Below are 20,189 nucleotides of genomic sequence, written 5' to 3' on the forward strand. Positions count from 1 at the left end.
GGCATCAAGCCTGTTTTTTTATGAGATTAAAATGTTCTTCCAATATTTACCGCACTTTGGGATTAGCCCAGCGTTGCTAAAATAATTTGTTCTTGATCAATGTGAATCCAAACCTGTTGCCCGATTTGCCATTGATTTGGCTGGTGGACTGTGGCACAAAATTCAATATCGCTTTCAGCAAATTGAAGGATGGCTTCTTCTTCATTAAGTGATTTGATATTTACGGGGAACTGGTTCGGTTGATTTTCTAATGGTTGTTTACTGATTTTTACCCAAGGTGCCTTGAACATCAACATCACTTCTTTTTCTGTAATCAGCTTCAAACGAGCCGAGCTTTTTGTGGTAATAGAAACTTGCAACGGCGTTGGTAATCCTTGCACATTTACATCCACTACACAACGAGAGTCAATGATTCGTTGTTGTTTTACACGTCCAAAAAATTGATTGCGTGCGCTACTTTGTAAAGAAAAACGTGCAGTTGCCGTGAGCAAACTATCTAATGGCACGGATTCATCTTGTAGGATATGAAAAGCGTGTTCTTGCGTACGTTCTAATAAATCGTAGAGTTGGAGCAAACGCTCGGCATAAGTAGTAAGCGCCGTACCTCCGCCATTTTTTCCACCTGTATTTCGTTCAAGCAATGGGCGAGGGCTGATTTTATTCATCGCTTCTAAATGATCCCACGCACTTTTATAGCTCACTTTTGCATTTTTCGCAGCTTGATTAATCGAACCGCATTGTTGAATTTCTTTGAGTAAACGCACTCGTTTTGGATCGATAAAAAGTTCTTGTTGAAGTTTAATGGTGAGTAAAATTTCGGTGTTTTTCATTTTGCTGTCCCTAAGTAATCCTAAGTGGTAAGCCTAAGCGTTATATATTTTACTAAATAATTTTTCTTTTGCTATATGATTATTATTTATTTCAATATATAATCAAGTAAATAACGTTATATCATAGGAGATGATTCATGAAAAAATTAACTAAAATTTCAACCGCACTTTTAATCGCAGGATTAGGCTTTTCTTTTGCGGCATCCGCTAAAGTGACTGTATTTGCAGCTGCTTCAATGACAGATGCTTTACAACAAGTTGCAAAAGATTACGCAAAACAAAATCCGAAAAATGAAGTAGTGTTTTCTTTCGCTTCTTCTTCAACTTTAGCAAAACAAGTTGAAGAAGGCGCGCCAGCGGATATTTTTGTATCTGCAAGCAATAAATGGATGAAATATCTTTCTGAAAAAGATTTAACCGTGAAAGAAACTGAAAAAGTTTTAGTGGGCAATGATTTAGTATTAATCGCACCAGCAAAAAGTGCGGTAAATTCTGTGGATATAGCTAAAGGTGAATGGATCAATGCATTAAAAGATAGCTATTTATCTGTTGGCGATCCTGCACACGTGCCTGCTGGTCAATATGCAGAAGAAGCATTAACCAAATTAAATTTATGGGATAAAGTGCAAGATCGTTTAGCGCGTGCAAAAGATGTTCGTGGCGCATTAGCTTTAGTTGAACGTGCAGAAGCACCTTACGGTATTGTGTACAGCACTGATGCAAAAGTTAGCCAACAAGTTAAAACGGTTGCAGTGTTCCCGGCAGATAGCCATAAACCGGTTGTTTATCCCGTTTCTATTGTAAAAGGTCATGATAATGCGGATTCTCGCGATTTCTTGAAATATTTAGAATCAGATGCCGCGAAGAAAGTGCTTGTAGGGTATGGTTTCTCTGCAAAATAAGGTGGCATTTTAACATTTATTAAGGGCAGATATTTCTGCCCTTTGTTATTAGCGTTATTATATCTCTCGTAAATGTGGGATTTTTCCCATCAATCAGGCATTTAAACAGAGGCTATTTATTTTGCTTACCCAATTTTTTTTATTTTTCAATTTGACGCCAATGGAAATCTCAGCGATTAATTTAAGTTTGAGTGTTGCCGTCAGTTCCATGCTTTGGAGTTTGCCGTTAGCCATTTTTGTTGCGTGGCTCTTAGCGCGCAAAAACTTCTATGGCAAATCCCTTATTACTGGCGTAATTCATTTGCCTTTAGTGTTGCCACCTGTGGTTATCGGTTATCTATTGCTTGTGGCAATGGGGCGCAATGGTTTCATTGGTAAGTATTTATATCAGTGGTTTGGCTTATCTTTTGGTTTTAGTTGGAAAGGTGCGGTGCTTTCCTCTGCAGTGGTTGCCTTTCCATTGGTTGTTCGCGCGATTCGACTTTCTTTAGAAAATATTGATATTAAATTGGAGCAAGCGGCGCAAACATTGGGCGCTTCCGCTTGGCGTGTATTTTTTACAATAACCTTGCCGCTTTCTTTACCGGGGGTTTTAGCTGGGCTCGTGCTAGGTTTTGCTAGATCATTAGGGGAATTTGGCGCGACTATAACCTTTGTGTCGAACATTGCAGGCGAAACTCAAACGATTCCACTTGCGATGTATTCTTTTATTCAAACACCGGGAGCAGAAGAACAAACTGCTCGCTTATGTTTATTTGCTATCATTCTTTCATTGATTTCTTTGCTATTGTCAGAGTGGTTGAGCAAGCGAATGCAGAAAAAATTAGGACAAGGAAATGTTGCAGATTAATGTAAAAAAACAGCTCGGGCAACTTGCCTTGCAAGCGAATATACAAGTGCCAGATCAAGGGGTAACCGCCATTTTCGGTTTGTCTGGTTCAGGCAAAACATCGCTGATTAATCTCGTGAGTGGTTTGATACAACCAGACGAAGGATTCATCCGTTTAAATGACCGCACTTTAGTGGATATGGAAAGCCAAGAATCATTGCCGACTCATTTGCGTAAAATTGGCTATGTATTCCAAGATGCGCGTTTATTTCCTCACTATACCGTGAAAGGTAATTTGCGTTATGGCATGAAAAATGTATCGCAAGATGATTTTAACTATATTGTAGATCTTCTCGGTATTACTCATTTATTAAAGCGTTATCCGCTCACGCTTTCTGGTGGTGAGAAGCAACGTGTAGCAATTGGTCGAGCATTGTTGGCAGAACCTGACATTTTACTGATGGACGAACCACTTTCTGCCCTTGATGTTCCCCGCAAACGCGAGCTAATGCAATATTTGGAACGTCTTTCTAAAGAAATTAATATCCCGATTTTATATGTTACACATAGCTTGGACGAACTGTTGCGTTTATCTGATCGGGTCGTACTGATGGAAAACGGCATTGTGAAAGCATATGACAGCGTTGAAAAAATTTGGAATAGTCCTATTTTTGCCCCTTGGAAAGGGGAAAGCGAACAGAGTAGTGTACTTGCCTTGCCCGTTCATTTGCATAATCCACCTTATAAAATGACCGCACTTTCGTTAGGCGAACAAGCGCTTTGGATTCATCAAGTGCCCGCGAATGTAGGCGAGCGAGTGCGAGTTTGTATTTATAGTTCAGATGTTTCTATCACACTGCAAAAGCCAGAACAAACAAGCATTCGTAATATTTTACGTGGCCAAGTTGCACAAATTGATATACAAGATTCTCGAGTGGATCTTGCTGTATTAGTGGAAGGGCATAAGATTTGGGCAAGTATCAGTAAATGGGCGCAAAATGAACTGCGTTTTGCTGTTGGGCAAGATGTCTATGTTCAAATTAAAGCGGTGTCGGTGATGTAGTAAAAATGACCGCACTTTGTTTTTCTCCAAGTGCGGTTTTTTATTAATAATAAAGTTCATCCCTACCTTCTCTTTATCAAGATTTATTTTAGAAAATTATATAAAGAAAAATATTTGATTGTTCACCGCACTTTTAAATAAATCTTCACTAATTTGAAATAATAACTACATTTTGTTATTATGTATTAGCTTTTAGGAAACAAACCTTCAATTCCTACTGAACGTTTCCTTCAAAATCGCACTTCTATGTGCTGTCATTTGTAGTGGTTCCATTACACACTTTTGCCTTTAGGCAACATGTATAAAATCTAATTTTTAATTTATTCACTTAATCGTTAAGGGGAAAAGTTTGTCTTTATTTCAATTTATGACAAAGCGAACGTCATTTAATCCTTTGGTAATTGGCGTTACATTATTTTTTGTGTTGTTACTTATGGCGATGATTTTAATTGCCCCAGCACAAACTCAAGCATTATTGAATCAAGCTAAAACCAGCATTTTTGCCAATTTTAGTTGGTTTTATGTACTCACTTTTTCAGTGTTTTTAGGATTTTTATTAATTTTATCAGTAAGTAGTCTTGGCAATATAAAACTAGGGCAGGATGAAGAAGAACCTGAATTTAGTTTCTTATCTTGGCTTGCGATGTTATTTGCCGCTGGAATGGGGGTGGGGTTGATGTTTTTTGGCGTAGCAGAACCATTAACCCATTATCTTTCTGACATTACAGCAGGTTCTGCAGAACATAAGCAACAAGAGGCTTTACTTCACACTCTGTTCCATTGGGGCATTCACGCTTGGGCAGTATATGGCACCATTGCTTTAGCATTAGCTTATTTTGGGTTTCGTTATAAATTACCTTTAGCATTGCGCTCTTGTTTTTATCCTTTATTAAAAGATCGTATTAATGGAAAAATTGGCGATGCGATTGATGTTATGGCGTTACTTGCCACATTATTTGGGATTATTACCACATTAGGTTTCGGTTCATCACAGCTTGGTGCAGGGCTTGAACAAATAGGTTGGATAAGTCAGAACAGCTTTGCTTTACAAGTTGGCGTTATTGTTGTGGTGATGTGTTTAGCGGTGTTTTCTGCCATTTCTGGTGTTGGAAAAGGAGTGAAAATATTAAGTGAAATTAACTTAACTTTAGCATTTGGTTTACTTCTTTTTGTTTTAATTGCAGGACCTACGTTATACCTTTTATCTGCATTTAGCGACAATATGGGGAATTATTTCAGCAATTTAGTGCAACTCAGTTTTAAAACCTATGCTTATGAACAAGAACATACTAGCTGGTTTAGTGGATGGACTGTGCTTTATTGGGCTTGGTGGTGTTCTTGGGCTCCGTTTGTGGGTTTATTTATTGCCCGTATTTCTAAAGGACGAACTATACGTGAATTTATTTTTGGCGTATTAGTTGTTCCAAGTTTATTTGGTATTTTATGGTTTACTGTTTTTGGTAATACAGCGGTATGGCTAAATGATGGCATTGCTGCGGGCGGGCTTGGCGAATTTATTTCTTCTCCAGAAATTTTATTATTTAAATTTTTAAATTATCTGCCTTTGCCAACAATAACTGGTTTTGTGAGTTTATTAGTGATTTCATTGTTTTTTATCACTTCAGCTGATTCAGGCATTTATGTGTTAAATAACATTGCATCTCGTGATAAAAGTTTAGCTTCGCCTGCGTGGCAAGCTATAATGTGGGGAACGTTAATGTCAGTTGTTGCAATTGTGCTTATGCAGTCTGGTGGACTTGCTAATTTGCAAACAATGACATTAATTGTAGCCTTGCCTTTTGCTTTATTAATGTTGGTAATGTGTTTTAGTTTATGGAAAGGCTTAATTGCGGATAAAAAATATTTTTCTACTAAAGTCAATCCAACTAGCATTTTCTGGAGCGGCGATAAATGGAAATCACATTTAGAGCAAATGATGAATCAAACGCAAGAGAAAGATATTTTACGTTTTCTTAAAAATACGGCGTTACCCGCTATGCGAGAATTACGTCAAGAATTAACAGGAAAATATAATTTAAGTGTAGAAATCAACACATTATTTGAACAAGAAGAGCCAGCTTTGGAATTGGTAATTCATAAAGAATCAATGCGAGATTTTATGTATGGTATTAAATCTGTTGGGCGTGAAGTGTCAGAGCAATTAATTAACGATGAAAATTTACCGCACATTCAGCATAGTGTCACTTACGAGCCTTACACTTATTTCTTTGATGGGCGAGTCGGTTACGATGTTCAATATATGGATCAAGATGAATTGATTGCTGATATGTTGAAACAATATGAACGTTATTTAAGTTTGCTTGATGATGTGGGTCAGGAACTAATGGCACACGAGCAAACCGAACTAGCAGAGTAATCGATTTAAAGGTGCAACGTGTGCCAGTTTTGTGGTTATTTAATTCTTAGTTAATATTTAAAGATTGTGGATTACTAACAATCCACAATTTTTAAAAAACGAAAACTAATATTCTCCTTTATATTCACGAATATCCACTGTTGTATCATAAAGGCCGATCTGTTCTGGATGATGTTTCACAATACCGGTATATTCAAGACTGCTATCTTCATAGCGTCTGAATTTAAATACAGCATCGTTCATCAAACCTTTATTAAACAAATTAAGGCTCACTAACAAATCAAAATCGGCTTGTGTTAAGCCCGTCACCTTTTTAAATAACTCGCTATCCAGTTGGCGGATCACATCTTCTAACACATTTTCGCGGTAATCGGTCAAATACATAAAAATCGGAATACGCGTAGCAAATTTCATCAATTTTTCTTGAATTTGTTTTCGCAAGCTTTTTTCTGCTTTTTCTTCCTCTGAAATTTTCTGTTTTTGATCTTTCGTTGGGTTATCGCCGGCTTCCCGTTTGGCTTCCTTCACCGCTTCTGATTTATTGATAATGGTTTCTAAATCCAGATTGAGTTGACGAAATCCCTCAATGCTCATTAACGCTTTCATAGCTTGTTCATTATTTTTGAGCTTTCTGAGCGTGTCATTATCCACATTCACTAACAAAGCACTTTCCCAACGACGAGCCAAAAGTGTTGCCGTTGTGCCACTCATCGCCATATCTAAAATGCCTGACGCATCAATTGGTCGCATTGAACTGCCGTCATAGGCTAGCACAGGCAAGAACTGAATAAACTCCGCCACTTTACGCTCAGGATTGATACTTTCCGTATTCAGCTGGCAACTGTAATCGGCAAGTTGGCGTAATGCGCGATCAGGAGCAAAATCAAACACATAGCAATTCTCTTTTAGAATACATTGTGCATTGGGATTATTCGGATCTTGTCCACGTAATACCCAAGGGGTTTGCACACGGAATGCCGCTTGGAAATAGGTTTCCGGGCTGGCAAGGTTTCGCAACATAAAAATCCCTGCCCACGGCGCAACCGACACGCCTGTAGTTAATTTGCCACAGCTAAGCGTGATACTTTTGGTTTTGAGAGGATCTTGCATCGCCTTTTTCACGGGAATTAATGCATCAGCCCCCATTCCTGCCTCATTGCCTGCCGCCACAATAATTTGATAATCGTGGTAAAACGTATTTTGCGGTTGAGTTAATAAATTCCGCATTGCATAACAGCTTGCCACATTCGGTAAGAACCAAAGGGTGTGTAACAAACTGCCTAATAAATTGGCATCACTAAATGGCATTGGTGGGCGATCTGCCCCCATTTTGAGATTATCTACTGTAGTAGAAAGTAGCTGCCCACGAATAAGATCTAACCATTTTTGCACTTCATTTTGGTATTTAAATTTCGCTTTTTCTCCTTCACCTGTAGCAGAGAAAAATACGTTTAAATCAAACTCAGCAAACTCTCCTTTTAAGGCAACTTCACGAATTTCATCGGGCAATTGATAAGTCAGCATTACCATTTTCGGCAAGGCTAAATAAGGGTTATCTTCACCCTCCCACGCATTTTTAGCTTTTTGTTCATCGGAATACGTCCAGTTGAAAATTTGCTCTTCAATAAACTCGCCCGAATTGATGGCACGGAATGGCGTACCCGATAAATAAAGGTAGTGATCGGTAGTAATTGGTAATAATTCTTCATCAAAGTAGTTGGGCGAATCAAGCTCCATTTCGTGCTCTTCGGCTTTCTGTTGCTTGGATTGCTCTTTCTCCCAATCGTTATCGGCAAAGAGATCTTTCGCCTTGTCGCGCCACGCCCCGTAGTGATATTCATCAAAAACCACACAATCCCAATTAATGGCGTGTACCCATTCATTTTTGAGCTTAATCCCGCCCGCTTTGCTTTTGCCCAAATAATCTTGGAACGAACCAAAACAAACCTGCGGAAAATTCGCATTCATTTGCCAATCTTTTTCTTCCGTCACGAACGCCCAATCTTGGAAATCAAGGTGATTTTGCAAATCTTCTTGCCACGCGTTTTGTACTGCAGGTTTAAACGTTAGTACTAACACTTTTTTCCACCCCATTCTTTTTGCTAATTGGTACGCTGCAAAGGTTTTCCCAAAACGCATTTTGGCATTCCAAAGAAAATGGGGAATTTTATCTTGATTAAGTGGGTCGTTTGCAAAATTTTGGAAATAATCAACCGCTTTTTCCACTGCACTTTGCTGTTCAGGGCGCATGCCGAAGTTAAAAATCGCTTGGCGTTTCTGCACTACGCCCGTTTTTACTTCCAATAATGCCGCTTGTACTGCTTTTAAATCACATTTAAACCATTCTCCATCAAGACGTTCTACGCCATGTTTCAGCAAAACTTGATGCACTTCGTGATCGGTAAAAAATGAGCCATCTTCACGGATTGCCTCTTGGTCTAGTTCAATACGATAACTTTGGGAAGGTAATACAACAGGATATTGTTCTTTTAAGCGTTCCGTTACGGTTCTTGTGGTGTAACCGACTTTTAGGCAATTGGGATAACGGGTGTCAGCGTAGGCGTAAATTCTCGGGCGGCGTAGCGGTGAAAGATAGCTCATTGTTTTTCCTTTGTGATATTACAGGCATATAAAATATAAATTTTGCTCAAAAACTCCCCTCTTTAGCAAAGAGGGGCAGGGGGAGATTTGGCAGGAATGAAAACGAAGCCATGAGAAATTAAGATCGCAATCAAATCTCCCTTAACGCCTTTTTTCTAAAGAGGGGGATCTTGAGCGTTATTCATTTGTCATCGGGCGAACCATTGATTCAATATATTCAATTTCCGCTTGGGTTAATTGATATTTTTCATAGAGTTCTTTGTCTGTCCATGGTCTAGAGAAGTCTTGCATTGGAACGAGTTCATAGACCTTTTTAGTGGTATGTTGGGTATTTTTCTTGAGCGTAAGCATAAAATGGAAAAAACGCGTATTAATGTAACTCATTACATTTTCACAAGTTTGCTTATCTTCAAATGGTCCCATAACAAGATAAGTTTCCGTGCAAGCGGTATTGGGTTCGGCATAAATCGGTTTTACCCAGTCGGTTTTACTATCCCCAGAACCCACGGCATAAGGAGCAATAACTTTATGGGTATGAATCCATTGCTTATTAACAGGTATATCTTCTTGTTTTATGTAACCAACGCCTCTATTTTGATAAAGTTTCACATTATGATTAGAAGACTTATAAGGTTCAGGGTTACCTTTGAAAAAAGTTCGTAATCCAAAAGGTTTGGCAGAACTTACAATTTTACTAAAACTCTCCTCTTTAAATTCTGCAACTTTATGTAAAATTTCTACTGCTTGGTTATAACGAATGAAAATATCTAAACCATCCTCTCTTAAAGGGCGAATCATAGGCTCACTTTGTTTTCCATTTTCGTGAGTAACAACTTTACAATCTCCGTCATATTGCTCTTCCCATAGGAAATAACAAACTCCGCCTTTAATCTCTACACCCGTAAAACAATCACTTGAATTTGGAAAATCATGAATTTCTGAAATTCATCGATCATTGAGCATCTGATCACGGAATTTATCTAAACTACGCCCTCCCGTAAACCAACGAGCAGGAATAATCATGCTTAAATAGCGTGGAGCAAGTTTTTTGGCTTGTTCAACGAAAGCATCATAAATTGGGGTAGCTCCATTTAAATTTTCCCCATCACTCAACTGGTACGGCGGATTGCCGATAATGACATCAAATTTCACGGGTAATTTCTCATTAATATTGGCTAAATCTTGATGAATAAAGGAATACGCATGGTTTTCTAATTCATCGCCACGGTCATAAACTTGTTCACTTGCACCGCACTTCACGCAACGTCCGTTTTCCCATTGGTGTTTTAGCGGAGAATAAAAAATATTGCCTTGCGGATCGTTAAATCCCTCACAAACAGAAAATTTTCCATTGGCTTCACGGCTGCAATAAAGTGTGCGACGGGTAAGTAAGGCAGTGAGTTCAGTAATCCCTAAACCAAAAATTTGTTTGGTTAGAATATGGTTGATTCGTGTTTGTAAATCGGGGATTTCGTCTTTCAGCCCTTCCAATAATCGTTTGGCAATTTCTCGTAAAAACACGCCTGATTTAGTGGCAGGATCGAGAAAAGTCGTTGTTGACGAACGGAATAATTCTTGTGGCAATAAATCTAACATTTGATTGGCAAGTGCAGGCGAGGTAAACACCTCGTCGTTCGATAAATTCGCCAAGCAAGAAAGCACGTCAGGGTTATAGTTTATCGATGGGTTTTGCATTTTGGATGTCCAGAAAATAGTGTGAGTAGAATTCTTGTTTTGAAAGTGATTGGTAAGATTGTTCCCTTTGAACTACTAAATTTTTGAAGGTGAAATCATGGCGTTTAATTTTCCATTTTAAATAACCCGCCCCCATTTCTTGTGCTGTCCAATGAGGAAAAGTTAGCATTTCATATTCACCATGCTGATTAGGTTTGGCATTGGTCATCGAAAGTGCATTTCCATGAACAATGTTTAGCTCTAAGATATGTTTCAGCACTGCATAGAATTTTTCATTAATCTCTTGATAAAGCCGTTCATACTCTTGCTGCATATAATGAAATAAGCGCATTCGGCAAGCGTTGACGTTATCTTCCAATAGTTCAATCCCGTAAAGGCAATACAAAGCTCGGATAGCATAAAATTCATATTTTCGCTGATGCTTTTTGTATAGATTTTCTACTTTATCCAACTTGCGTTTCAAAATCGCGATCAAGAAATTCCCATCACCACAAGCGGGCTCTAAGTAAGTCGCTTCATCTTGTAACGGTCTTTGTTCAATAAGCTCTAGCATCGCATTGACTTCTTGCTCACGAGTAAACACTTCCCCGTGATTCGCAACACGCTGTTTTGATTTAATTTGTTTAGTCATATTTAGCTAAAGAGAGTTTTTTGACAATTTATCAAGTGTCACAGATATTTACGTAACTTTCATTGAAAGTTACGCTAAATAAATTTCCGTTAGCTAGCTTAGAGGAATGAATGAAAAAGAATATTTTGCGGAAAAATTACGTACAACTTTATTAGCAAAAGGTTACGACCCAAAAGCTTCTGTAATTGAACGTGAATTTAACTTACGCCATTATGGTAAACCGATCGGTTTACACGCTGTTGCTCGCTGGTTAAGAGGTGAGGGCTTACCTTCGCTTGCACGGCTTCAAACCCTTGCTGAATGGCTTGAAATTGATATTCAAGAATTAGTATCAGATGAAAAGGCCTATCAAGTTGCAAAATTAGAGAAGAAAAAAGAATCAAACAAGTATATTTGGGAAAGTGCGGCAAGTTATCAGGATCAGACGCTTTTTCAGATGTTTTTGAATTTGCCACAAGAGCAGAAAAAAGTGGTACGTGAGGTGATTATGGCGATGGATAAGGCATATCGTTCGGGGAAATAATATGAATAATAACCGCACTTTTTAAAAGTGCGGTTATTTTCATGCCTATTTTATTTAACCTGATTAATCAAAAATTGTGTTAATAGAGAAACAGGGCGGCCAGTTGCGCCTTTATTTGCGCCTTGTAGCCAAGCTGTACCTGCAATGTCTAAATGTGCCCAGCGATATTTTTTCGTGAAATTAGACAAAAATGCACCAGCAGTAATTGCGCCGCCCCAGCGTCCGCCAATGTTGGCAAGATCGGCGAAAGGTGATTTAAGTTGCTCTTGATATTCTTCGCTTAATGGTAAAAGCCACGCTTTGTCTGTGGTTTCTGTTGCTGCGTAGAGTAGTGCATTGGCAAGATCGTTATCTGTAGAAACTAAGCCGCTATTGTGTTGTCCAAGCGCAACCACACAAGCACCCGTCAAGGTGGCAACATCAATTACAAGCTCTGGTTCAAAACGTTCAACATAAGTAAGGGCATCACAAAGGACTAAGCGACCTTCTGCATCGGTATTCAGCACTTCTACGGTTAAACCGTTCATGGTGGTGAGAATATCGCCAGGGCGATAAGCATTACCATCTGGCAGATTTTCACAACCAGCTAAAATACCAATAACGTTTAATGGCAAGTTCAACTCTGCAATGGCTTTCATTGTGCCGAAGACAGAAGCAGCACCACACATGTCATATTTCATTTCATCCATGTCAGCGGCAGGTTTAAGTGAAATACCGCCTGCATCAAAGGTTAATCCTTTGCCTACAAGTACAATTGGTTTGGCGTTTTTATCTGGTGCATTATTGAATGTCAAAATAGACATATAAGCACGGTTTTCAGAGCCTTTTGAGACAGCAAGATAAGCGTTCATTCCAAGTTTTGACATTTCTTCTTCATCCACAACTTTCAATGAAAGTGCGGTAGAATTTTCTGCTAAATTTTTTGCTTGTTCAGCAAGATAAGCAGGATTACAAATATTTGGTGGCATATTTGCGATGTCGCGTGCGGCTTTTATACCTGAGCTAATCGCATTGGCGTGAGAAATAGCTTGTTGTGCTTGATCACAATCCGTATTGAAGATGAAAGATTCTAAAACAGAGGTTTCTGCTTTTTGAGATTTGAAATGATCAAATTGATAATTGGTGTGTTCAATCGTTTCAATGGCAAAGCGAATATTCCAGTAAAGATCACGATTTTTTAATTCAATTTCAGTTAAATAAGAAATGACTTCACGCGTGTTGGTTTCTTTTAGCGTTTTTAATACAGCTTGGATGATTTGTTTATATTGACGCTCCGTGAGTTCTCCTTTTTTACCACAGCCAACGATTAATATGCGTTTAGCAGATAAACCTTGAAGATCTCGAAGTAAAATAGTTTGGGCTAATTTGCCAGTTAGCTCACCTGATTTCACTAAGTCGTTTAAATAGCCTTGGGTTAATTGATCGATTTCATGGAAACTTTTTGAAAATTCATTGTTCTCATATACGCCTAAAACAATGCAATCACTGGCTTGAGAAAGTGCGGTGTTTTTTGCTTGATATTTCATTTGATGTCCTTAAATTTCTGTTTAATTCAGCGAAAATAAGGTATCATACGCGACCGATTTTATCCAGTTTTCCTCCGTTTTAGATTTAGAAAAACAAACGAAATAAGATGATTTTAATTCGATATTTAACGAAAGAAGTATTTAAGAGCCAAGTCGCTATTTTGTTCATTTTATTGCTGATATTTTTCTCTCAGCAGTTAGTGCGCGTACTTGGATCTGCGGCTAATGGTAAAGTGCCAGCTGATTTGGTATTTTCCTTGCTTGGGCTAGGTATGCCTGCTATGGCGCAATTAATGTTGCCATTATGTTTGTTTATTGCGATTTTACTCACTTTTGGTCGTCTTTACGCTGAAAGTGAAATAACGGTGATGCGTGCTTGTGGTGTTGGGCAACGTGTTTTAGTGCGTGTGGCGTTAATACTTTCATTGATTACTGCGGGACTTGCTGCTTATAACGTCTTGTGGCTTTCGCCTTGGTCAATTCAAAAACAAGCTGCAATTGTGGAAGATGCCAAAGCGAATCCAACAATGGGGGCGCTTGCTTCTGGTCAGTTTATAGCAACGAATAACAACAATTTTGTGTTATTTATTGATAGTATTAAGGGAAATCAAATTAATGACGTGTATTTGTTCCAAACTGCGCCAAAAGGACAAACGAAACCATCAGTTGTGACTGCTGAAAAAGGCGAATTAAAAGCGTTGCCAAATGGAGATCAAATTCTGAATTTACAAAATACGCAACGAGTTGAAGGCACGTCTGTTTTGCCAGATTTTCGCATTACGCATTTTGATGAATATCAAGTCTATTTGGGACATCAGGAAACAGAAAATACGAATGATGAAGTAGCGGAATTAACGTTATCGCAACTTATCGGTTTAGATTCTCCTTCGGCGAAATCTGAATTGCATTGGCGTATTACATTAATCCTAGCGGTTCCACTCATGGCGTTAATTGCTGTGCCATTAAGTCGTGTAAATCCTCGACAAGGTAGATTTGCCAAAATTTTACCCGCACTTTTACTCTATTTAATTTATTTTTTATTACAAAGTTCCTTTAAATCTGCGGGGGCAGCAGGAAAATTAGATGCTGCTATTTTTATGCCTCTTGTTAATATTGGCTTTTTGTTGCTTGGTATCGTGTTAAACGGCTGGGATAGCGCTGCGATGTATAAATTCCGCCATTTATTCAGTAGAAAAGGATAAGCAAAATGATGAATACCCTCGATCGTTATATTGGAAAAAGTATTCTTGGCTCAATTTTTGCCACTTTGCTTACATTGGTTGGGCTCTCTGCCATTATTAAATTTGTGGAACAATTTCGTAGCGTAGGTAAAGGTACTTATGATATTTGGCAAGCGGTGGCTTTTACTGGCTTAACCATTCCAAAAGATATTGAAACTTTCTTTCCTATGGCAGCATTGCTTGGTGCGCTAATGGCTTTGGGCAACCTTGCGAGTCGAAGCGAACTCGTTGTGATGCAAGCCGCCGGATTTTCTCGTTTTAAAATCGGTATGGCAGTGATGAAAACCGCATTACCGTTAGTTTTACTAACGATGGCGATTGGAGAGTGGGGGATTCCGCAAACTGAACAGTTCGCACGTGATATGCGTGCTCGAGCGCTTTCTGGTGGTTCAATGCTTTCCATGAAAAATGGGGTTTGGGCAAAAGATGGTAATAATTTTGTGTTTGTTCGACGTGTTACTGATGACGCAAAATTAAACGATATTTATATTTATACCTTTGATCAGAATCGTAATTTGACGGAGTTGAAACATGCTAACCAAGCAAGTTATTCGCAAGATGAAAGTAAATGGACTTTACGTCAAGTGAACCATTCTATGATTAGCAAAGATGAAATCACGACAAGTAATCGCTTATCGGAAAAATGGGAAACAAATTTAACGCCAGATAAATTAGGCGCTGTTTCTTTACGACCAACATCACTGTCTATTTCAGGTTTGTATAATTACATTTCATTTTTACGTGAAACAGGTCAGGATGTTAGTCGCTTTGAGCTCACATTCTGGCGGAAAGTTTTTCAACCAGTGTCTGTTGGCGTAATGATGTTATTGGCGTTATCGTTTATTTTTGGATCGCTACGCAGTGTGACCGCGGGAGCTAGAATTGTAACGGGCATCTGTTTTGGCTTTTTGTTCTATGTAGTAAATGAAATCTTCGGGCAAATGAGCGTTGTTTATAACATGCCTGCTGTTTTCGGTGCGCTAATGCCAAGTTTGCTATTTATTGTGATGATTTGGTGTCTGCTGAGTCGGAAACGGGATTAATCCAGATTGTTTAAATAATTGCGTGTTCAGAAATGGCACGCAATATTTTTATGTGTAGTTTTTAAATGGAAGAAGTTAAAAAATCAATGAAAATTGGCTTAGTATTAGAAGGTGGGGCGATGCGAGGCATGTACACGGCGGGTGTACTAGATACCTTCTTAGATAAAGATTTTTGGGTTGATGGTATCATTTCTGTTTCTGCAGGTGCATTGTTTGGGGTTAATTATCCTTCTCGGCAAAAAGGGCGGGCAATTCGTTATAACAAGAAATTTATATCAGATAATCGTTATATCAGTTTTAAAAGTTTGGTGAGTACGGGCAATATCGTGAATAAAGATTTTGCTTTTTATGAAGTACCTTTCAAATATGATGTGTTTGATAATAAAACGTTTAAAGAATCAGATATCGATTTTTATGTGGCTGTGACTAATTTACAAACCGCCCAAGCGGAATATGTCAAATTAATAGATCCTTTGGCGCAAATGGAGGTGCTGCGAGCCACTTCCGCTATGCCTTATGTTTCTCGTCCGGTTGAGATAGATGGTATTCCTTATTTGGATGGTGCCATTGCGGATTCTATTCCTGTCGAACAAATGCAGAAGTTAGGGTACGATAAAATCATTGTCATTCTTACCCGCACTTTAGATTATAGAAAATCTAAGCCAATGACTTGGGTTGCTAAATGGTTTTATCGACGTTATCCACATTTTGCAGATGCCGTAAATCAGCGTTATGCCATGTATAATCGACAAGTTGAAAATGTGATTAAGCTAGCAGAAAAAGGCGATATTTTCGTTATTCGACCTTCTGTTGATTTGAAGATTAAGCGCATTGAAAAAGATCCGAATAAATTGCAGGCAATGTATGAACTTGGTATGAAAGATATGCAATTACAGTGGAAAAATTTATTGGATTATTTAAATCGATAATAAAAAATGGATTAAACCTTTTACCGTTTAATCCATTTTTTATTTATTGTGGTAACGCGCCGCTTCCCCAAGTTTTTACTTCTTCAGGGCGTTTTATTTGAAGTAAGAAACGTTTGTTTGGCTGCGCCTGTGGTTGAATTTCTTTTTCTGCTGGTGTAGAGAAAGAAATACCACCTTTTAGCAACTGTTGAACACTTCCTGTATTAAATGCCGCACCTTTCCAGCCTAAAGTAAAGTCATAGCCTGATGCAATCCAAAACTCTGTATTTTGTCGAACAAGATGACTATATTTCGGCATGATTGCGATATGAACTAAGACGCGATCACCAAGACTGTTAAGCTCAAATTTTTTCACGGTACCCACTTCTACGCCTCGATAAAGAATTGGTGATCCTTCACTTAAATTCATTGCATCGCGTGTTTCTAAAATAAATGGCGTACCATTACTAAATTTATTACGTTGTGGAGCTGTTTGAGCTAAATTGAATTGTGTTTTTGGTTTACCATTCCCAACTTCAATATCGATATAAGGCTGTAATAAGCTATCAAGGTTATCTATTCCACTGGCTGAAATTTGTGGTGAGATAATCGTAAAGTTAGAACCTTCTTTTGCAATCATATTCATATAATTCGGGTTTATTAATGCTTTTGCAGTGATGCGTTTAGATTTTGCATCAAGCTGAATACTGTCAATCTGCCCCATATCTAACCCCAAATAGCGCAGACTCATCCCTTTGCTCAGATTGGTTGCATCATCTGCCGTTAAGGTGATTGCAAGTCCGATGGATTTGGCATAACTTTCATTTGCGTAAAGTGTTCGATTATTGCCCGAACCACTATTATCAAAGCTAATCGCACCTTTTAACGAACGCGCAAGTGGCGTTGCTTGAATGCTAATTCCTTTAGGTGTGATATCAATTTTTGCCGCACTTTCTACCCAAAAACGGCTTTTATCGGTCAACAAATGTTGATAGGAGGGATAAATATAAACCTCTACATCAAAGCTATTAGTTTTAGGTTTGATATTTAAAATTTTTCCCACTTCAAATTGGCGATATAGTACGAGAGAACCTTTATCAATGCTTGGTAACGTTTGGGTGTGTAAGGTTATCGTTGGCGTAAGAATATTTCCTATAATCCCATGTTCAGCATTGCTAATATTTTGATAAAGCGGATAGCTATCTTTAGCTTTTCCTTGACCTTGTTTCGTTAATACCCGTACGCCACCTTGCAACCATTTTTCTGGTGTTGCTGATTCAAAACGCAATCCGTCTAGTCCAACGCTGATATCAAAGTTGGTTGCTGCGACAAATTGTGTATTTTCGTGAATTAAATTGCGATATTCGGATGCAATTGCTGCCTTAAATTGCACACCATTTACGTCGACTTTTTGTGAAACAATTTGTCCGATTGGCATGTTGTTATAAAACACATTTTGACCTTCACTTACACCGTAATTTTCTGGTGCGGTGAGTGTTAAAACTAATGTATTAGGTGCATTGAGTAATAATTCATTTTCTTTAATGACATCAAATTGGTGCTTAGTTTCACCATCTCCAGCAATGACATCAAAATATTCGCCACGAAAGAATTTTTTTGGATCTGCTAAATTACCAAGATCCGTTTTTTTATTGCGAAGTACGATTTTGCTATTCGCTTTAAATAAAGAGGCTTGGTTTGGATCTATCAATAAACTGCCTTCTAAAATTTCATCGTTATTTTCAACCGCACTTATTTTAGAAAGAATCCCGATAGGATTATCTTGAGAATAAACTTCGGTCTGTCCCGCAACGAGACCAGCAGATGCGGGGATATTTACATTGACTTCAATCCCACGTTTTGCGGCTTTTAAATTGGTATAGAGCGTGAAATGACTATTTTCATCTGCCTTTGGGCTGTCAGCTGGAGAGTCAAAAGAAACGGCACCTTGTACAACCGCATTTAAACTTTCTACATTTAGATTTAGGCCCGACGGACTAATGTTAGCGTTAATGCCACTGATGTTCCAAAAACGTGAATCTTTTTTCACAAACTGTGCATAGGCTTTATCAATCACAACATCTATTTGCACTTTATTGTCTTTATTAATGCGATAATCGTAAATTTTTCCTACAGGTAGTTTTTTAAAATAGACGGACGCACCGATAGAAATTGAGCCTAAATCATCAGAAATTAAGTGAATCAATAAATCTCCAGGCGAAACTTGGGCAATGGGGCCTTGTTCTTCCGCAATAAATTCATCTTCGCGATCGCCATCACCCGGTTGAAGAGTGATGTAATTGCCTGATACGAGAGAATCTAAACCTGAAATTCCTGCAAGTGAAACATTTGGTTGAACAAGCCAGAATTTTGTATTTTCACGCAAAATACTTGATGCTTCAGGATTGATATTGGCAACAACTTCCACTTTTTGCATGTTATCTGTGAAATTTACTTTTTTCACCACACCAATTTGTAATCCTTGGTAGCGAACTTGTGTTTTATCTGCAACGATACCAGAACCATTGGTAAAGGTAATCGTGATGCTTGTGCCACGTTCCTTAACAATTTGGAAGAATAAAATTGCCCCAATACATAATGCAATAAAGGGAAGTAACCAAAATGGAGAAATACGACGAGTTTTTCGTACTGCCGCTGTCATTTCTGTATGTTGATCTTTCATTGAAGAACTATTTTTCTCTGTCATAAATTTTCCAAATTAATCGACTATCAAATTGTGAGGTTGAAATCATGCTGCAAAATACGGCAGCGCCGAAGTAAAATGCGCCAGGACCAACGGTAAAATTAATAATTTCACCGCGAGTTACGAGCGACATCATTAAGGCTAACACAAATAAATCGAGCATCGACCAGCGCCCAACGAAATGCACAATATGCAATAAACGTATTTGCCATTTTATAGAATGTCGCCATTTAAAATGAACACAACTTAGTAAATAAAGTAAAATTACAGCTTTACTGATTGGGACAAAAATACTCGCAAAGAATACCACGAAAGCAACAAAATAACTGCCCATGTTAACAAAAGAAATCACACCAGATATTAATGTATCTTCAGAGAGCGAACCTGTTAAATAAATGCCTGATATGGGTAATAAATTTGCTGGGAAGAGCATAATAATCCCTGCAATTAAACTTGCCCAAGTGCGTTGTAACTTAATATTATCTGAAATATGAACAGGCGATAAACAGCGCGGACATCGTGGGTTGTTCTTCTTATCGTAATGAATCCCATTTTTTGAAAATGTATAGTTACAAGCATCACATAATTCAATATTGTTTGCATCATAAGCTGCTTCATTTTCTGGATAAAACTCTTTCCACAATGCTTTAAGGTTTAATTTGATAAAAAGTAAGGTTGTCAAAAGTGCAGTGAAAATAAAGGGAATTAAATAAACATTAATTTCCAGTGTTGCATATTCACGCACTTTGAACATCGTCACGCCTAGCGCAATTAAATAAACATCAAACATCACCCAAGGTTTTATATAACCTAAAAAAAGCAAAACACTGCGAGGTTTAATATGCAAAATTTTTGCAATCCAGAGCATGATGACTAAAATTGCAAAGGTAATTGGCATCACAACGGCACAGATAAACACCATAAAGGCAGTGTATTCATAGCCAGCTACTGACATTTTCCAAATACCTTCCCAAATAGATGCGTCAATTTTGACACCTAATAGATGAAGACTTAATAGGGGATACCCCAAGGCAAATGGCATCAAAATAAGGATCGATAAAGCGACCATTGCACAACGATGAACAGACCAACGCCCACCTGTCGCTAAATGATGATGGCAACGTGGACATTCAGCTTGTTCATCTTTATTTAATATTAAAGGTGTTTCTACGCTAGCATCACATTCTTCGCATTTTATAATTTGAAATGATTTTGGTGTGAGGTTTGATTCTTGCACGAAAGATTATCTTTTATTCGGTTGTTAAAAACGGGCCATTTTAGCCTTGTTTAAGTATATATGGGAAGTGAGCTTGACT

At 38.2% G+C, this 20,189-nt stretch carries 14 protein-coding genes and 1 pseudogene; 8 read left to right on the plus strand and 7 right to left on the minus strand.

The window, feature by feature from the left end:
* Positions 1-62: 62 nt before the first annotated feature.
* The gene (locus tag DV417_RS04920; RefSeq protein ID WP_118878900.1) at positions 63-830 is read right to left on the minus strand and encodes a TOBE domain-containing protein; all 768 of its coding nucleotides are present in this window, start codon (positions 828-830) and stop codon (positions 63-65) included.
* A 137-nt stretch (positions 831-967) separates the two neighbouring features.
* On the opposite strand from DV417_RS04920, the gene modA reads away from it, so the two are divergent.
* The 4 genes from modA (at position 968) to DV417_RS04940 (ending at position 6,001) form a co-directional block, all read left to right on the plus strand.
* Positions 968-1,732, plus strand: a complete 765-nt coding sequence (gene modA, locus DV417_RS04925) for a molybdate ABC transporter substrate-binding protein (RefSeq protein WP_005644814.1) — start codon at positions 968-970, stop codon at positions 1,730-1,732.
* 121 nt (positions 1,733-1,853) lie between these two features.
* Positions 1,854-2,582 carry a molybdate ABC transporter permease subunit gene (gene modB, locus DV417_RS04930; protein WP_162790282.1) on the plus strand — a complete coding sequence of 243 codons (729 nt, stop codon included), beginning with the start codon at positions 1,854-1,856 and terminating at the stop codon, positions 2,580-2,582.
* Entirely contained in the window at positions 2,569-3,624 is a 1,056-nt protein-coding gene (gene modC, locus DV417_RS04935; protein ID WP_118878903.1) for a molybdenum ABC transporter ATP-binding protein ModC, read from the plus strand. The genes modB and modC overlap by 14 nt, the downstream gene beginning before the upstream one ends.
* 349 nt (positions 3,625-3,973) lie before the next feature.
* Entirely contained in the window at positions 3,974-6,001 is a 2,028-nt protein-coding gene (locus DV417_RS04940; protein ID WP_118878905.1) for a BCCT family transporter, read from the plus strand.
* Between the two features lie 105 nt (positions 6,002-6,106).
* Here DV417_RS04940 and DV417_RS04945 read toward each other — a convergent pair whose 3' ends face one another.
* The 3 genes and pseudogenes from DV417_RS04945 to DV417_RS04955 all read right to left on the minus strand — a co-directional run bounded on the left by DV417_RS04945 (position 6,107) and on the right by DV417_RS04955 (position 10,928).
* Positions 6,107-8,602: a DEAD/DEAH box helicase gene (locus DV417_RS04945; RefSeq protein WP_118878907.1), complete on the minus strand. Its 2,496-nt coding sequence runs from the start codon at positions 8,600-8,602 to the stop codon at positions 6,107-6,109.
* A gap of 177 nt (positions 8,603-8,779) precedes the next feature.
* Positions 8,780-10,297 (minus strand): annotated as a pseudogene (locus DV417_RS09605) (Eco57I restriction-modification methylase domain-containing protein).
* Positions 10,272-10,928: a DNA methyltransferase gene (locus tag DV417_RS04955; protein WP_118878909.1), complete on the minus strand. Its 657-nt coding sequence runs from the start codon at positions 10,926-10,928 to the stop codon at positions 10,272-10,274. The pseudogene DV417_RS09605 and the gene DV417_RS04955 overlap by 26 nt, the downstream one beginning before the upstream one ends.
* A gap of 106 nt (positions 10,929-11,034) precedes the next feature.
* Here DV417_RS04955 and DV417_RS04960 point away from each other — a divergent pair, with 106 nt between their 5' ends.
* Complete coding sequence (locus tag DV417_RS04960; RefSeq protein ID WP_048954045.1) at positions 11,035-11,451, plus strand: hypothetical protein; 417 nt, start codon at positions 11,035-11,037, stop codon at positions 11,449-11,451.
* Between the two features lie 50 nt (positions 11,452-11,501).
* Here the strand turns inward: DV417_RS04960 and DV417_RS04965 are convergent, their stop codons facing one another.
* Positions 11,502-12,977: a leucyl aminopeptidase gene (locus DV417_RS04965; RefSeq protein WP_118878911.1), complete on the minus strand. Its 1,476-nt coding sequence runs from the start codon at positions 12,975-12,977 to the stop codon at positions 11,502-11,504.
* A gap of 107 nt (positions 12,978-13,084) precedes the next feature.
* Here DV417_RS04965 and lptF point away from each other — a divergent pair, with 107 nt between their 5' ends.
* From lptF to DV417_RS04980, 3 genes are all read left to right on the plus strand, one after another.
* The gene (lptF, locus tag DV417_RS04970; RefSeq protein WP_118878913.1) at positions 13,085-14,179 is read left to right on the plus strand and encodes an LPS export ABC transporter permease LptF; all 1,095 of its coding nucleotides are present in this window, start codon (positions 13,085-13,087) and stop codon (positions 14,177-14,179) included.
* Between the two features lie 5 nt (positions 14,180-14,184).
* Positions 14,185-15,261: an LPS export ABC transporter permease LptG gene (gene lptG / locus DV417_RS04975; RefSeq protein ID WP_118878915.1), complete on the plus strand. Its 1,077-nt coding sequence runs from the start codon at positions 14,185-14,187 to the stop codon at positions 15,259-15,261.
* A gap of 86 nt (positions 15,262-15,347) precedes the next feature.
* Complete coding sequence (locus tag DV417_RS04980; protein WP_118879072.1) at positions 15,348-16,190, plus strand: patatin-like phospholipase family protein; 843 nt, start codon at positions 15,348-15,350, stop codon at positions 16,188-16,190.
* Between the two features lie 43 nt (positions 16,191-16,233).
* Here DV417_RS04980 and DV417_RS04985 read toward each other — a convergent pair whose 3' ends face one another.
* Together DV417_RS04985 and DV417_RS04990 are read right to left on the minus strand one after the other, a co-directional pair.
* Complete coding sequence (locus tag DV417_RS04985; protein WP_118878917.1) at positions 16,234-18,876, minus strand: PqiB family protein; 2,643 nt, start codon at positions 18,874-18,876, stop codon at positions 16,234-16,236.
* A complete protein-coding gene (locus DV417_RS04990) occupies positions 18,860-20,110 on the minus strand; it encodes a PqiA/YebS family transporter subunit (RefSeq protein WP_118878919.1) in 1,251 nt (416 codons plus the stop codon). Before DV417_RS04990 ends, DV417_RS04985 begins: the two co-directional genes overlap by 17 nt.
* Positions 20,111-20,189: the final 79 nt, after the last annotated feature.

This window comes from Haemophilus haemolyticus, assembly GCF_003490935.1.
Classification (GTDB): domain Bacteria; phylum Pseudomonadota; class Gammaproteobacteria; order Enterobacterales; family Pasteurellaceae; genus Haemophilus; species Haemophilus haemolyticus_M.